12 protein-coding genes are annotated in these 15,799 nt (G+C 59.0%); 6 read left to right on the top strand and 6 right to left on the bottom strand.

Annotated elements, in window-relative coordinates; translation table 11 throughout:
- Positions 1-10 precede the first annotated feature (10 nt).
- The 4 genes from JOE33_RS24975 to JOE33_RS24960 all read left to right on the top strand — a co-directional run bounded on the left by JOE33_RS24975 (position 11) and on the right by JOE33_RS24960 (position 6,684).
- Positions 11-3,202 carry an efflux RND transporter permease subunit gene (locus tag JOE33_RS24975; RefSeq protein WP_032612738.1) on the top strand — a complete coding sequence of 1,064 codons (3,192 nt, stop codon included), beginning with the start codon at positions 11-13 and terminating at the stop codon, positions 3,200-3,202.
- Positions 3,202-4,599, top strand: coding sequence for a TolC family protein (locus JOE33_RS24970; RefSeq protein WP_032612736.1), 1,398 nt, complete (start codon positions 3,202-3,204; stop codon positions 4,597-4,599). The genes JOE33_RS24975 and JOE33_RS24970 overlap by 1 nt, the downstream gene beginning before the upstream one ends.
- Positions 4,600-4,740: 141 nt before the next feature.
- Complete coding sequence (locus JOE33_RS24965; protein WP_025990940.1) at positions 4,741-5,835, top strand: tetratricopeptide repeat protein; 1,095 nt, start codon at positions 4,741-4,743, stop codon at positions 5,833-5,835.
- Between the two features lie 486 nt (positions 5,836-6,321).
- The gene (locus JOE33_RS24960; protein ID WP_010431003.1) at positions 6,322-6,684 is read left to right on the top strand and encodes a histone-like nucleoid-structuring protein, MvaT/MvaU family; all 363 of its coding nucleotides are present in this window, start codon (positions 6,322-6,324) and stop codon (positions 6,682-6,684) included.
- 472 nt (positions 6,685-7,156) lie between these two features.
- Here the strand turns inward: JOE33_RS24960 and JOE33_RS24955 are convergent, their stop codons facing one another.
- Positions 7,157-7,765, bottom strand: coding sequence for a DUF4946 domain-containing protein (locus JOE33_RS24955; RefSeq protein ID WP_032612734.1), 609 nt, complete (start codon positions 7,763-7,765; stop codon positions 7,157-7,159).
- 100 nt (positions 7,766-7,865) lie between these two features.
- Between JOE33_RS24955 and gloA the strand changes: the two genes are divergently transcribed.
- The gene (gloA, locus tag JOE33_RS24950) at positions 7,866-8,387 is read left to right on the top strand and encodes a lactoylglutathione lyase (RefSeq protein ID WP_187625461.1); all 522 of its coding nucleotides are present in this window, start codon (positions 7,866-7,868) and stop codon (positions 8,385-8,387) included.
- Positions 8,388-8,479: 92 nt separating this feature from the next.
- Here the strand turns inward: gloA and ahpF are convergent, their stop codons facing one another.
- From ahpF to JOE33_RS24935, 3 genes are all read right to left on the bottom strand, one after another.
- Positions 8,480-10,042: an alkyl hydroperoxide reductase subunit F gene (ahpF, locus tag JOE33_RS24945; RefSeq protein ID WP_187625462.1), complete on the bottom strand. Its 1,563-nt coding sequence runs from the start codon at positions 10,040-10,042 to the stop codon at positions 8,480-8,482.
- Positions 10,043-10,166: 124 nt separating this feature from the next.
- A complete protein-coding gene (gene ahpC / locus JOE33_RS24940) occupies positions 10,167-10,730 on the bottom strand; it encodes an alkyl hydroperoxide reductase subunit C (protein ID WP_002553298.1) in 564 nt (187 codons plus the stop codon).
- 110 nt (positions 10,731-10,840) lie between these two features.
- On the bottom strand, positions 10,841-11,800 hold the full coding sequence (locus JOE33_RS24935) for a site-specific integrase (RefSeq protein ID WP_187625463.1): 960 nt from the start codon (positions 11,798-11,800) through the stop codon (positions 10,841-10,843).
- 176 nt (positions 11,801-11,976) lie between these two features.
- On the opposite strand from JOE33_RS24935, the gene JOE33_RS24930 reads away from it, so the two are divergent.
- Entirely contained in the window at positions 11,977-12,987 is a 1,011-nt protein-coding gene (locus tag JOE33_RS24930; protein ID WP_187625464.1) for a DNA-binding protein, read from the top strand.
- 9 nt (positions 12,988-12,996) lie between these two features.
- Here the strand turns inward: JOE33_RS24930 and JOE33_RS24925 are convergent, their stop codons facing one another.
- Together JOE33_RS24925 and gorA are read right to left on the bottom strand one after the other, a co-directional pair.
- Positions 12,997-14,271, bottom strand: coding sequence for a PAS domain-containing hybrid sensor histidine kinase/response regulator (locus JOE33_RS24925; protein ID WP_187625494.1), 1,275 nt, complete (start codon positions 14,269-14,271; stop codon positions 12,997-12,999).
- A 92-nt stretch (positions 14,272-14,363) separates the two neighbouring features.
- On the bottom strand, positions 14,364-15,722 hold the full coding sequence (gene gorA / locus JOE33_RS24920) for a glutathione-disulfide reductase (RefSeq protein ID WP_187625465.1): 1,359 nt from the start codon (positions 15,720-15,722) through the stop codon (positions 14,364-14,366).
- Positions 15,723-15,799: the final 77 nt, after the last annotated feature.

Below are 15,799 nucleotides of genomic sequence, written 5' to 3'. Positions count from 1 at the left end.
GACTCGTCCGATGAACTTCTCCAAATTCTTTATTTCACGGCCGATCTTTGCCGCAGTGCTGTCGCTGCTGATCCTGATCGCCGGTGCCATCTCGCTGTTCCAGCTACCAATCAGTGAATACCCGGAAGTCGTGCCGCCAACCGTGGTGGTACGCGCCAACTTCCCCGGCGCCAACCCCAAGGTGATCGGCGAAACCGTGGCCTCGCCACTGGAACAGGCGATTACCGGTGTCGAAGGCATGCTCTACATGTCCTCGCAGGCCACCGCCGATGGCAAGCTGACCCTCACCATCACCTTCGCACTGGGCACTGACCTGGACAACGCGCAGGTGCAGGTGCAGAACCGCGTGACCCGCAGCGAACCGAAGCTGCCTGAAGAAGTGACACGCATCGGCATTACCGTGGACAAGGCCTCCCCCGACCTGACCATGGTTGTGCACTTGACCTCACCGGACAAACGCTACGACATGCTGTACCTGTCCAACTACGCCGTGCTCAACATCAAGGATGAGCTGGCGCGACTGGGCGGCGTCGGTGACGTGCAATTGTTCGGCATGGGCGACTATTCGCTGCGGGTCTGGCTCGATCCGAACAAGACCGCCTCACGCAACCTGACCGCCACTGATGTGGTCAATGCGATTCGCGAGCAGAACCGTCAGGTAGCGGCAGGCCAGCTGGGCTCACCGCCCTCCCCGAATGCCACCAGTTTTCAGATGTCGATCAACACTCAGGGCCGTCTGGTCAGTGAGGAAGAGTTCGAAAACGTAGTGGTGCGAGCTGGCGCCGACGGTGAAATCACTCGCCTCAAGGACATTGCCCGCATCGAACTGGGCTCCAGCCAGTACGCGCTGCGCTCGTTGCTCAATAATCAGCCCGCGGTAGCGATCCCGATCTTCCAGCGCCCCGGCTCCAACGCCATCGACATCTCCAACGATGTACGGGCACGGATGGCCGAGCTCAAGCAAAGCTTCCCGGAAGGCATGGACTACAGCATCGTCTATGACCCGACGATCTTCGTCCGGGGCTCCATCGAGGCGGTGATTCACACGCTGTTCGAAGCACTGATTCTGGTGGTGCTGGTGGTGATCCTGTTCCTGCAGACCTGGCGCGCATCGATCATCCCGTTGGTGGCCGTACCGGTCTCGTTGATCGGCACCTTTGCGGTCATGCATATGTTCGGTTTCTCGCTGAACGCGCTGTCCTTGTTCGGCCTGGTACTGGCAATCGGTATCGTGGTCGACGATGCCATCGTGGTGGTGGAGAACGTCGAACGGAACATCGAGCTGGGCCTGGAACCGGTCGCCGCCACACACAAGGCCATGGCCGAAGTGACGGGACCGATCATCGCGACGGCGCTGGTGCTGTGCGCCGTATTCGTGCCTGCGGCTTTCATTTCCGGGCTCAGCGGGCAGTTCTATAAGCAGTTCGCGCTGACCATCGCCATCTCGACGGTCATTTCTGCTTTCAACTCGCTGACCCTGTCGCCTGCACTGGCGGCGGTATTGCTCAAAGGGCATGACGCGCCCAAGGATCGCTTCTCGCGCTTCCTCGACAAAATGCTCGGCAGCTGGCTGTTCCGCCCGTTCAACCGTTTCTTCGAGAAAGCCAGCCACGGCTATGTCGGCACGGTCGCCAGGGTCATTCGCAGCAGCGGCATTGCCTTGCTGGTCTACGCGGGCCTGATGGTTTTGACCTGGATGGGTTTTGCCAGCACACCGACCGGTTTCGTCCCGAGCCAGGACAAGCAATACCTGGTTGCATTTGCCCAACTGCCGGACGCCGCGAGCCTGGACCGCACCGAAGATGTCATCAAGCGCATGTCGGAGCTGGCCCTCAAGCAACCTGGCGTGCAGGACGCCATTGCCTTCCCGGGGCTGTCGATCAACGGCTTCACCAACAGCCCGAATAACGGTGTGGTGTTCGTGACCCTCAAGCCGTTCGACGAGCGCAAGGACCCGAGCCTCTCGGCCAATGCGATTGCCGGCGCGCTGAACGGTCAGTTCGCCTCGATTCAGGAAGCCTACATGGCGATCTTCCCGCCACCACCGGTACAAGGCCTGGGCACCATCGGCGGCTTCCGCCTGCAGATCGAGGACCGTGGCAACCTCGGCTATGACGAGCTGTACAAGGAAACCCAGAACATCATCGCCAAAAGCCGCAGCGTGCCGGAACTGGCCGGGCTGTTTACCAGCTACACGGTGAACGTACCGCAGGTCGATGCCGCGATTGACCGCGAGAAGGCCAAGACCCACGGCGTGGCAGTCAGCGATATTTTCGACACCCTGCAGGTGTATCTGGGTTCGCTGTATGCCAACGACTTCAACCGGTTCGGCCGCACCTACCAGGTCAACGTTCAGGCTGAGCAGCAGTTCCGTCAGGATGCCGACCAGATCGGTCAGCTCAAGGTGCGCAATAACCTGGGCGAGATGATCCCGCTGGCGACCTTCGTCAAGGTCAGCGACACCGCAGGCCCCGACCGCGTCATGCACTACAACGGCTTCATCACTGCTGAAATCAATGGCGCGGCAGCACCGGGCTACAGCTCTGGCCAGGCTCAGGCGGCGGTCGAGAAATTGCTTCGTGAGGAACTGCCCACCGGCATGATCTACGAATGGACTGACCTGACCTATCAGCAGATCCTTTCGGGCAATACCGCACTGTTCGTGTTCCCGCTCTGTGTATTGCTGGCGTTCCTGGTCCTGGCGGCGCAATACGAAAGCTGGAGCCTGCCGCTGGCGGTGATCCTGATCGTACCGATGACCCTGCTCTCGGCGATTGCCGGGGTGATGATCGCCGGCAGCGACAACAACATCTTCACTCAGATAGGCCTGATCGTACTGGTCGGCCTGGCGTGCAAGAACGCGATTCTGATCGTCGAGTTCGCCAAGGACAAACAGGCGGAAGGGATGAGCCCGCTGGATGCGGTACTGGAAGCATGCCGCCTGCGTCTGCGGCCGATCCTGATGACCTCGTTCGCCTTCATCATGGGGGTCGTGCCCCTGGTGCTGTCCAGCGGCGCGGGTGCCGAGATGCGCCATGCGATGGGTGTCGCCGTGTTCTCCGGGATGCTGGGCGTCACCTTCTTCGGCCTGCTGCTGACGCCGGTGTTCTACGTGCTTATCCGTAATTACGTCGAACGCCAGGAGGCCCGCAAGGCCGCCAGGATAAACAGCCAGCAAAACCTGCCTGCGGAGATGCATTGATGAGCGCGTACAAAGTCTTCATCCCGAGCCTGCTGGTCATGGCATTGGCGGCCTGCGCCGTGGGCCCGGACTACCAGGCGCCGGTCACGGCGCCAGCGAAACTGGCGTCCGCCGCACAGGGCAACTATGACCGCAGCAAAGTGGATCGGGTGTGGTGGCAGCAGTTCGAGGACCCGACCCTCAATAAGCTGGTAGCCCGCTCACTGGACGGCAACCGCGACCTGCGCGTCGCCTTCGCCAGGCTCAAGTCGGCGCGAGCCATTCGCGATGACGTCGCCAACGATGTAATGCCGGTAGTGACCAGCCGTGCCAGCAGCGACATCGGCAAGGGTCAGCAACCCGGCATCACCGAGCGCCGGGTCAATAGCGAGCGCTACGACCTGGGTCTGGACATGGCGTGGGAAGTGGACCTGTTCGGACGTATCCAGCGCCAACTGGAGGCCAGCGATGCCGATCAGGAAGCTGCAGAGGCCAACCTCTATCAGCTTCAGGTCACGCTGATTGCCGAGGTGGTCGACGCCTACGGTCAACTGCGTGGCGCACAACTGCGTGAAGCCATTGCCCGCGACAACCTGAAAAACCAGCAGAGTTCTCAGGACGTGACCACTCAGTTACGCGATGCGGGTGTGGGCAACGAGTTGGACGTGGTGCGTGCCGAGGCACGACTGGCCGCCGTCGAGGCGACCGTTCCGCAGTTGCAGGCCGAGCAGGCTCGCCAGCGCAACCGTATCGCCACGTTACTGGGTGAGCGTCCGGAAAACCTCAGCGTCGACTTGAGCCCGAGCAAACTGCCGGCGATTGCCAAGGCCTTGCCGATTGGCGACCCGACGCAAGTATTGCGCAATCGGCCCGACATCCGTGCAGCAGAGCGACAACTCGCCGCCTCGACTGCACGTATCGGCGTCGCGACTGCCGACCTGTTCCCAAGGGTCAGCCTGAGCGGTTTTCTGGGCTTTACCGCCGGACGCGGATCGCAGATCGGGTCGTCAGCGGCCAGAGCCTGGTCGTTAGGCCCAAGCATCACCTGGGCAGCTTTCGATCTGGGCAGTGTCCGGGCGCAGATTCGCAGTGCCGACGCCGACGCCGAGGGCGCACTGGCCAACTATGAGCAGCAGGTGCTGCTCGCGCTGGAAGAGTCGGAGAACGCGTTCAGCGATTACGACAAACGCCAGCAGCGGCTGGTCTCGCTGATGCGCCAGAGCGATGCGAGTCGCTCGGCGGCCAGACTGGCCTCGGTGCAGTATCGCGAAGGCACGGCGGACTTCCTGGTCCTGCTGGACGCCGAGCGCGAACGTCTGGCAGCCGAGGACGCACAGGCGCAGGCAGAAATCGAGCTGTACCATGGCATTGTGGCCATCTACAAGGCACTGGGTGGCGGCTGGCAGCCTCAGGCCTGAACCTTAAAGCCGGTAAATCCGCCCCGCGCCCGATCAGGCCGCGGGGCTTTTTTTGGCTGAAATCCGGCTGCTTCATGATTGCCGTTTGACAGCTGCCAGCCACTCCCCGAAGCTGCAACCCGTCAAGCATTGGAAATCGATATGCCCAGACTTTCTACCACGGGGTTATCGCCTCAAACCACTTCTCGACGTCGCTGGCTGATCGGCGTAGCGGCTGCAGTGCTGCTGGCGCTTTCGCTGGTTTTCTGGTGGTGGCGCATGCCCGTCCAGACCGCGCCGGCCAAGCTCAGTCATACCTATGCCCAAGCGCTGGAACAGGCGCATGACGGCAAACCGGGTGCCGCGCGCGTGCTGTATCAACAACTGGCACGCACTGACCTGTCTGACGCACAACGCATCAGCCTGCTTGCCGAACTGAGCAACTACCCCAGCCCCCAGGCCCTCAAGTTGCTCGACGCTGCCTTGAGCAACCCGTCCGCTCAAGTGCGCGAAGCGGCCATCGATGTCAGCGTCAGGCTGGTCTCCAACAGCCAGCGCAGCCTGCTGCTCGGCCCCCTGCTGGATGATGCCGAACAATCCGTCAGGTTTCGCGCCACCAGCGCCCTGCTCGGCCTGTCACCTGATGAGCTGGGCCTGTACTTCGCCGTTCTGCAGCAAAGTGCCGAGGCGTTTCAGGAATCACTCAAAAGCCAGCCGCAAAGCGCACAAAACCAGCTGCAACTGGCCAGGCTGTATCTGCAGACCGGCGACCTGGAACCCGCGCTCGCGGCGCTACAGCGGGCTACCGCGCTGGACCCGGGCAATATAGAAGCGGCGCTGGCGCACATTGAATTGCTGGACCGCAAGGGTCAGGCCGAGCAGGCGCGCAGCCTCTTCGCGCAGTTGCTGGAGCACAACCCTGACTCGTCTATGCTCCAGCACGCGCTGGGCATGTGGCTGCTTAACCACGGCCAGGCGGAATTCGCCGTGCTCAGCCTGGCCAAGGCCACGGAACTGTCACCTGACAACAACGACTATCGCTATGACCTGGCGGTCGCCCTGCACTCTTTGAACGAGCTCGAAGCGGCACAGCGGCAGTTGACCCAGATCGTTCAGAATCAGCCCGCCAATCGCAAGGCCAGAGTCGTGCTGATCCAGTACTGGAAAGAGAACGGTCAGTTGCAGAACGTGCAGATTCTTCTGGCCGAGCTCGAGCAGCAGAACCCTGATGACCCTGTGCTGCAACAGGGACTGTAGGGTCACAAACGCAACTTAGCGACAGGCCAAAGGCCATCTTTGAAGGGTCCACGCGCCTTGCAACACGTGGCCTTCAGACATTTCTGCCATTTCCTCACCTGACATTCCTTTTGCCTGTCGGATATTTCTTTTTCTAAGCCATCCACTCTCTCATGGCACGTTTTCCATCCATGGCTAATATCGGAAATAACTTACAACGCCCCTCGGCCTACAACACGGACATCATCCCCTATATCCAACATCGCCTCCCCACGCCATTTAACGAATTTGAGAAGGGCTATTTTCTAACTGAAAAAAAAAGTGCATCATTTGCTGGCGACTGAGTTATAAATACGCTCTATCTGCGCAACGACACGCCGCGAAGGCCAAGTTTCAGCATAGAAACCGCAGGTATCGGGCACCCTCGATTGAGCGAATCGGCCCATCAGTTTTGTCTCATCGCTTTATAGGGCTGACAACAGCCATTACATTGTTGGAGTATATTAATTGTCCAGACTTGCCGAGTTTCGAGCAGCAGAGAAAGCCCTTCAGGAACAGCTTGCACAGCTGGAATCGTTGAAGAATGACGCCGGATTGAAGAAGGAGATCGAATTCGAGCAAAAGCTCCAGGACCTGATGGGCACCTACGGCAAAAGCCTGCGTGACATCATCGCAATCCTTGACCCTTCAAGTGCTGCCTCGCTGGTCGCACCCGCGGGGCCAAAGCGTCGCCGTGCACGCGTGGTCAAGGTTTACCAGAACCCACATACCGGCGAGCTGATTGAAACCAAGGGCGGCAACCATCGCGGCCTCAAGGCATGGAAAGAGCAATACGGTGTAGACACGGTTGATTCATGGCTGCGTGCCTGATTGAAAGTTGTCACTTGAAGCCCTGCACTTGCAGGGCTTTTTTATCTTCGTCGCTGCAGATCGTCACCTGCGTACTGCAGCACTGTGCTCAGGCGTCATCACACATTGCCTGTCGATCCGCAGCAGGAATTCATATACATGATTACGTGGACTGCCCGGTTCGTATACTTCAATGCACAGTGTAAATGCCGCGAGAATAATGACGCCAATAAATCCGGATAAGCGATTCAGCACACAGTTACAAACCTGAACAGTTGCTGAAGTGTGTAGAGTAATTATTCAGTTTGACAGTGAGATGAGATGCATCACTATTTGTTTCCCAATGATTCGGCGCGCTGAAAAGCACCGAATGCCCAGCACAGCGGAGCTTCACACTTTTTTCACATGCACTCTCGGATGATGAAGACCGCTAAAGGAATAGCGCCCCATGCCCGCCTCGGCGGGCTTCTTTTTGTCTGCAAAAAGGCAGATGTCACTGCGTAACGTCCAGACGCAGACTCTCGCGAATACGCAGTGCCTCATCCTTGTTGCTCGCATAGCCGTCTGCCGATCCCGCGTAGGACAAAGACCAGGCCAGCTGCTTGTTGGCCGCCGCGACCAGTGTCTGGGTCAGCACGTGCACACCATTCTGGGTAATGGTGCAGGTGGTTTCGAGCGCGGGCACCACGCTGAGCCGGCTTTCGCGGACATGCGTGCAGACGCTCTGCAATCCACTGCGGGCAAAATTGACCTGAACCGACTTGCGCATTTCCAGCAGAACGCCCTGGACATTGACTTCATGCCCTGGTGCAAGGCGCGTCTGAGTGAGCTCCATGACCATCAGCGGATTTCCACTTTGATCGTTTTTCACCGCGCGCTGTCTGACCTGCACGGAAGGTTGAACGGGCTCGCCCGACTCGGTCGGTAACGACTCGACCTCCCAGCCTGCGGGCCAGACGATCATTGCATCGGTGGCATGGACCTGTGCAGCGCCCAGCAGCAGGAACAGGCACAGGCTTGGCAAGGAGCGTCGGTAGTGCGAAAGGATCATGATCGGGTCGCCAGAACGGTTGACCGGAAATTCTGAGCCTGTTGCCGGCATCGAGCAAGGCCGACGCGACGTTATCCGAGCCGGGTTTGGCACTGCGCGCCCTGCCCCGTATCATTTGGCATTATTTGTACATTCTGTTGGAGACACATTGATGAGCTTGCACGAACTCAACACACTACCGGGCGTCACAGCCAATCCTGAAGCGGCCACCCGGCAGTTTGTGTTCAACCACACCATGCTGCGCGTCAAGGACATCACCAAGTCGCTGGATTTCTACACCCGTGTGCTGGGCTTCAGCCTGGTCGAGAAACGTGATTTCCCGGAAGCCGAATTCAGCCTGTACTTCCTGGCGCTGGTCGACAAGGCACAGATCCCGGAAGACGACGCCGCCCGCAACGAATGGATGAAGTCGATCCCCGGCATTCTGGAGCTGACGCATAACCACGGTACCGAAAGCGATGCCACAGCGTCGTACCACAACGGTAACCGCGACCCGCGCGGCTTTGGTCATATCTGCGTGTCGGTGCCTGACGTGAAAGTCGCCTGCGAGCGATTTGAAAGCCTGGGCGTCGACTTTCAGAAGCGCTTGTCCGATGGCCGCATGAACAGCCTGGCCTTTATCAAGGACCCGGATGGCTACTGGGTAGAAATCATCCAGCCAACGCCGCTCTGAGACTGCCGTGATCGCTCCAGCAAAAAGCGATCAACGTAGAAAGCAAAAAGCCCCGTGATCGCTCGCGGGGCTTTTTGTTTACCGCTGTCCGATCAGGCCGGTGCGGAGGTACGGATCAGGTGGTCAAAGGCGCTCAGGGAGGCCTTGGCACCTTCGCCCAGGGCGATGATGATCTGTTTGTACGGCGCAACCGTCACGTCACCGGCAGCAAAGATACCCGGCACCGAAGTTTCTCCACGAGAATCGACCACGATCTCGCCACGCGGCGACAGCTCGATAGCGCCTTTCAGCCATTCGCTGTTAGGCAGCAGACCGATCTGCACGAAGATACCTTCGAGCGGCACAGTGATCTCTTCGCCTGTGGTGCGGTTCTTGTAGCGCAGGCCGTTGACCTTCTGCTCATCACCTGTCACTTCAGTGGTCTGCGCACTGGTGATCACGGTCACGTTCGGCAGGCTGTGCAGCTTGCGCTGCAGCACCGCGTCGGCACGCAATTGCACGTCGAACTCGAGCAGTGTCACGTGAGACACGATACCTGCCAGGTCGATTGCAGCCTCGACACCCGAGTTACCGCCACCGATGACAGCGACGCGCTTGCCTTTGAACAACGGACCGTCGCAGTGCGGGCAATAAGCGACACCTTTGTTACGGTACTGCTGTTCACCCGGCACATTCATTTCCCTCCAGCGTGCGCCGGTGGCAAGGATCAGCGTCTTGGCCTTGAGGCTCGCACCGCTGGCAAACTTCACTTCGTGCAACTCGCCGGCTGCGCCAGGAATCAGCTTGTCGGCGCGTTGCAGGTTCATGATGTCGACTTCGTACTGCTTGACGTGTTCTTCAAGCGCGACGGCCAGCTTCGGCCCCTCGGTATGCTGTACCGAGATGAAGTTCTCGATAGCCATGGTGTCGAGCACCTGACCGCCGAAACGTTCGGCTGCAACACCGGTGCGAATGCCTTTGCGGGCCGCGTAGACGGCTGCCGCAGAGCCAGCGGGGCCACCGCCCACGACGAGCACATCGAAAGCCTGCTTCGAGTTGAGCTTTTTCGCCTGACGCGCACCGGCGCCGGTGTCGATCTTGGCCAGAATCTCTTCCAGCCCCATGCGGCCCTGACCGAACAACTCACCGTTCAGATAGATGCTCGGCACCGACATGATCTTGCGATCGGTGACTTCGTCCTGGAACAGCGCACCGTCGATAGCGACGTGTTTGATACCAGGGTTCAGCACTGCCATCAGATTAAGGGCCTGGACAACGTCCGGGCAGTTCTGGCAAGACTGCGAGAAATAGGTTTCGAAATGGAATTCGCCCTGAAGTGCGCGAACCTGTTCGATGGTTTCCGCACTGACCTTGGGTGGGTAGCCGCCGACTTGCAGCAGCGCCAGGACCAGCGAGGTGAATTCGTGACCCATGGGGATACCGGCAAAACGCAGGCTGATATCGTGGCCAGGGCTGCTCAGCGAGAACGACGGAGTACGTGCGTCGGTGCCGCTGTCATTCAGGGTGACGTCCTTGGAAACGCTGATCACATCATTGAGCAGTGCGAGCATTTCCTGAGACTTCGCGCCGTCATCAAGGGACGCGACGATCTCGATGGGGCGAGTAACCCGCTCCAGATAGGATTTCAACTGGGCTTTAAGATTGGCGTCCAACATGTGGCGGCTTCCTGTTTACAAAGGGTAGAAATAACAACGCCCAGGCGATTACCGCCCGGGCGTTTTTTGGGGCGATGCGGTTTACTTGCTCAAGAGCTCAACGCCCCCAGCCGATTCATGCGACTCAGATCTTGCCAACCAGGTCCAGCGACGGAGCCAGAGTAGCTTCGCCTTCTTTCCACTTGGCTGGGCAGACTTCGCCCGGGTGAGCGGCAACGTACTGAGCAGCCTTGATCTTGCGCAGCAGCTCGGAAGCGTCACGGCCAACGCCGCCGTCGTTCAGCTCGACGATTTTGATCTGACCTTCAGGGTTGATCACGAAAGTACCGCGATCCGCCAGACCGGCTTCTTCGATCAGTACGTCGAAGTTGCGGGAGATGGTCAGGGTCGGGTCACCGATCATGGTGTACTGGATCTTGCCGATCGCTGGCGAGGTGTTGTGCCATGCCGCGTGAGCGAAGTGGGTGTCAGTCGAAACACTGTAGATTTCAACGCCCAGCTTCTTGAACTCTTCGTAGTTGTCAGCCAGGTCTTCCAACTCGGTCGGGCATACGAAGGTGAAGTCCGCCGGGTAGAAGAATACGACAGACCACTTGCCTTTGAAGTCAGCGTCCGAGACGTCAACGAAAGCGCCGTTCTTGAATGCTGTAGCCTTGAACGGTTTTACTTGGCTGTTGATGATAGGCATCGGTATATCTCCTGATGGGTTAGATGGGTTGTGAATTCGATGGAGTGAAGCTTACGCATGATCGATGACAATCGCTCATTGGCAAACCTGATGTCACTGATTGCTTTTCACTATGAAGGCAGCTTATCGATAGAAGAAACCTTCGGGCCGCTGCCCTCCTCCGGATTGCTCAGGAACGGAGCGGCATCAATGTAGCGCATCGCCGACTTGATGTCCCTCCAGCCTACATAGGACATCAGTGACTTGAGGTCCCAGCCGTTGCCATGCGCCCAACTGGCGAAGCCACGGCGCAGCGAGTGGCTGGTGTAGTGCTCGGCAGCGATGCCTGCACCCTGGAGCGCCTGACGCAGCAACGGAATGACGCTGTTGGCGTGCAGCCCCCCCTCTTTAAGGTTACCCCAGCGGTCCACTGCCCGAAACACCGGACCGCGTACCAGCGCTGCACAGTTGATCCACTCTATATAGGCCTGCACCGGGCACAGCCGCTGCAAGGCGGGGGTCTGATAGGTCCTGCCAAGATTGTCGCGATCGCCTTTGCTGCGCGGCAGGTAAAGGCTGATTCCCGAGTTGGCGATGGCCTTGACGTCCTGTACTTGCAGACGGCAAAGCTCGTCGCTGCGAAACCCGCGCCAGAACCCCAGCAGGATCAGCGCCGAATCACGCCGGCTGCGCAACAGACGCGGCTGATCGTGCTGCGCGCTCGCCTCGCTTATTTCGACCTCCAGCCAGGCGATGACTTTCTCCAGATCCTGCAATTGCAAAGGCTCAGCCTGCTTTTCCTGCGCCGGGTGCAGCGCACGAATGCCCTTGATGACCTTGCGCACCATCGGTGCCTTGGTGGGATCGACAAAGCCCTGGCTGATATGCCACTGGGCCAGCGCTGACAAGCGCAGCTTCAGGGTATTCACCGACAGCGTTCCGGCATGGCTGGCCAGGTAGCGCGCCACGCTTTCGCTGGTCGCCGGCAGAAACCCGCCCCATGTCACCTCGAAATGCTCGATGGCAGCCCGATAGCTGCGGCGCGTGTTGTCGCGGGTCGCCGCCTCGATATAGCGATCAACGTCATTCATGGCTCAAACCTGCTCGGTGTACCGGTAAACGCGCCGCAAAGGTAGCTGACAGCGCCTGACACGGGATAATACGCCAATATCCCGTGTTAATTAATTCAAATAATAGCTAATTATTTCAAAACATATAGTATGTAATTACAGAGTACATACCACAGTACGAAATCGTAGGAGACAGCATGGCCCGCGGCGGTGTAAACAAGGCTTTAGTGCAGAAAGCAAGGGCGTCCCTGCTGTCCAGAGGCGAAAACCCCAGCATCGATGCGGTACGTATCGAAATGGGCAATACGGGCTCGAAAACCACCATCCACCGTTATCTGAAGGAGCTTGAATCCACTCAGGTCTCAGTGCCGGATATCAATGAGGAGCTGAGTGACCTGGTGGCTCATCTCGCCCAGAGACTTCAGGAACAGGCACAAGAGCGTATCGATCAGGCGCACGATCAATACCAGGCCGAGCGCGACGCCCTCCAGCAGCAACTTGCTGCCACTCAGGAGCAGATCAGCCAGCTGGAAAAACACGCACAGCAGCGTGATGAGGCACTGGAGCAGCAGGCTGCCGCCCTGCTCCACACGCAACGCACACTGCAGGACGTACAGACAGAGCACGCCCGACTGCTTCAGGCTAATCAGGATCTGGAGGCCCGCCTGCACGACAAGGACGGGCAGATCCACTCTCTGGAAGAAAAGCACCAGCATGCCCGCGAGGCGCTGGAGCACTATCGCAACTCGATAAGAGAACAACGCGAGCAGGAGCAGCGACGTCACGAAAGTCAGGTTCAGCAACTGCAAATGGAATTGCGACAGGCACAGCAATTCCTTGCCATGCACCAGGAAAACATCACACAGCTCAATCGAGACAACGAAAGATTGCTGGCTGAAAATCGCAACACCCTGCGCGAACTGCACAGCCAGACCGACTTGCTGAAGCAGGCCAACACACAGAGTGCCGCCCTTGCAGAGCAACAACATCACGCCCGCACACAATGTGCACTACTGGAAGAAAGATTACGCAGCGCGCAGGACGAAAGCACCGCGCTCACACAAGGCATGACCGATGCGCAGCAACAGAATCGGATGCTGGAACTGTTGCTGACCAAGAAGGAAGCGGCACTGGAGAACCTGCAGATCAGGCTCGATCCGCCGGACAAGCCCAAAGCCAGCAGAAAGAAGCCATCAGACAAGACGTGACCAGAAGCCTCAGGCAACCGTAGCCTCGCCGCATGGCAGATGCAGATGAACCCGGGTCCCCTGACCTTCAGTGCTGTCTATCTGCACGTGCCCGCCAGTCTGTCGGGTAAAGCCGTAGACCATCGACAAACCCAGTCCGGTTCCCTGGCCTACCGGTTTGGTGGTGAAGAACGGATCGAACACCTGGTCGATAACATCCTGAGCAATGCCACAGCCGTTATCTTCGACGCTGAGTTGTACGTAGTCCCCAGGCAGCAGCCCCTCTTTTTGCGTCACCAGCGTTAACGAGCGACTACGCACGCACAGCCTCCCTCCAACAGGTACAGCATCGCGAGCATTGATAACCAGATTCAACAAGGCATTTTCCAACTGGTGCTCATCGGTGCGCACCGCGCTTAGCCCTTCCTCCAGTTCGAACTCCAGATGCGCATGAGCGCCGACCGTACCTCGCAACAGTTCCTCCATCGAGCGGACCATGCAATTGACATCCACCACGGTGACGTTGAGCGACTGCCGGCGAGCAAATGTCAGCAGCCTGCGGGTCAGCGCAGCAGCACGGTTTGCCGAGCTCGCCGCAGCATCCAGATAGCGATCGACTTCACTGATCCGCCCGGCCGCCACACGCAGCCTGATCATGTCCAGTGCGCCGATCACGCCGAAAAGTACGTTGTTGAAGTCATGGGCGATGCCGCCGGTCAACTGACCGATCGCATCCATCTTTTGCGCATGGCGCAAGACTTCCTCAGCCATCGCCCGCTCGGCGATTTCGGCCTGCAATAACTTATTGGTGGTTTCCAGCTCGCGCGTGCGCTCGGCGACGCGTAACTCAAGACTCTCGTTGAGTTCGCGCAATGCCTCTTCTGCATTGACCTGAGCGGTGATATCGGTGTGAGTACCCAGCCAGTGGGTGATGTGGCCCCGAGCGTCGCGCAGGGGCAGCGCACGCGACAGGAACCAGTTGAAAGCGCCGCCCTTGCCGCGTATCGGGAATGTATCTTCCCAGATGGAGCCGGTGGAAAAGCAGTATTGCAAACGCGCCATAACGCGCTCGCGATGCCCGGGGTGCAGAACCGAGCGCCAACCCAGCGCAGTCATGGCCTCGAGCGAGGCACCGGTGTACGCATACCAACGCTCGTTGTACCAGTGGACCTGCCCTCGGGGGCTGGCAGTCCAGGCCAGTTGACTCATGTTGTCAGCCAATGTCCTGAACTGACGCTCGCTTTCACGCAAGGCATCAATGTACAGCGCGACTTCGCGATCCTGCTCAGACGAATGCAATGGCATTCTGGCCGGTGGTTTTTCTCTATTCACGTCGGGATCCATCCTCTTCAAGCCTTTACCCCGGAGCTCTTCCTGAACTCCGGGCGCTGCGTGACTTAACGTTTGACAGGCGTACGCATGGTGACGAACTCTTCTGCCGCGGTCGGGTGCACCCCAATAGTATCGTCGAATACCTGCTTGGTCGCGCCAGCCTTGATGGCAATGGCCAGGCTCTGGACGATTTCGCCAGCATCCGGTCCCACCATGTGGCAGCCCAATACGCGGTCGGTCTTCGCATCGACGACCAGCTTCATCAATGTGCGCTCCTGATCGTCCGTCAGGGTCAGCTTCATCGGCCTGAAACGGCTCTCGAAAATCTGCACATCGTGACCGGCCTTGATCGCATCTTCTTCGGTCAAACCTACCGTACCGATGTTCGGCAGACTGAAAACCGCAGTCGGGATGTGATTGTAGTCCACCGGGCGATACTGCTCGGGCTTGAACAGCCGACGCGCGACGGCCATGCCTTCAGCCAGCGCAACCGGGGTCAGTTGCACACCCCCGATGACATCGCCGATGGCCAGGATGGAAGGCTCGCTGCTCTGGTAATGCTCATCGACCTTGATGTAACCGTGCTCGTCCAGCTTGACGTCGACACTGTCCAGACCGAGGTTGTCGAGCATCGGCCGACGCCCTGTTGCGTAGAACACGCAATCGGTCTCGAGTGTGCCACCGCCTTTCATGGACAGCAGCAGACTGCCGTCGGCCTGCTTGTCGATGCGCTCGATATCGCTGTTGAAGCGAATCGTCATGTGGCGCTTGAGCAGCTCTTCGTGAAGATGGGTACGAACACCGCCATCAAAGCCACGCAAGAACAGCTCGCGACGATAAACCAGCGTGGTATCGGCACCCAGTCCGTTGAAAATCGATGCGAACTCCACGGCGATGTAGCCGCCCCCCACAACGACGACACGCTTGGGCAACGTTTTGAGGTAGAACGCCTCGTTGGAGGTGATCGCGTGCTCGCGTCCCGGCACATCAGGCACCTGCGGCCAGCCACCGGTGGCGATCAAAATGCGCTCGGCACTGTAGGTCTGACCGTTGATTTCGACCTGCTGCGGCCCGACGATCTTCGCGTGGCCTTCGAGCAAGGTAACGCCGCTGTCGACCAGCAATTTGCGATAGATACCGTTGAGGCGGCTGATCTCACTGTCCTTGTTGGCAATCAGCGTGGACCAGTCAAAACTGGCCTCGCTCAATGACCAGCCAAAGCCTTTGGCATGGTCGAAATCCTCGGAGAAATGCGCCCCGTACACCAACAGTTTTTTGGGCACGCACCCCACGTTGACGCAGGTCCCACCCAGATAGCGGCTCTCGGCCACAGCGACCTTTGCGCCGAAACCGGCAGCAAAACGCGCCGCCCTGACGCCGCCCGAGCCGGCGCCAATTACAAACAGATCAAAATCAAAGGCCATCGATATCTCCTTGGCAGAGGCACAGCATAGCCGCTTGGCGGCCAGTCAGAAATGACAAAGCCACCCGAAGGTGGCTT

This window comes from Pseudomonas sp. PvP027 (assembly GCF_017833005.1).
GTDB lineage: Bacteria > Pseudomonadota > Gammaproteobacteria > Pseudomonadales > Pseudomonadaceae > Aquipseudomonas > Aquipseudomonas congelans.
The sequence above is the reverse complement of the archived record's forward strand: the minus strand, read 5'-3'. Positions and strand labels throughout refer to the sequence as shown.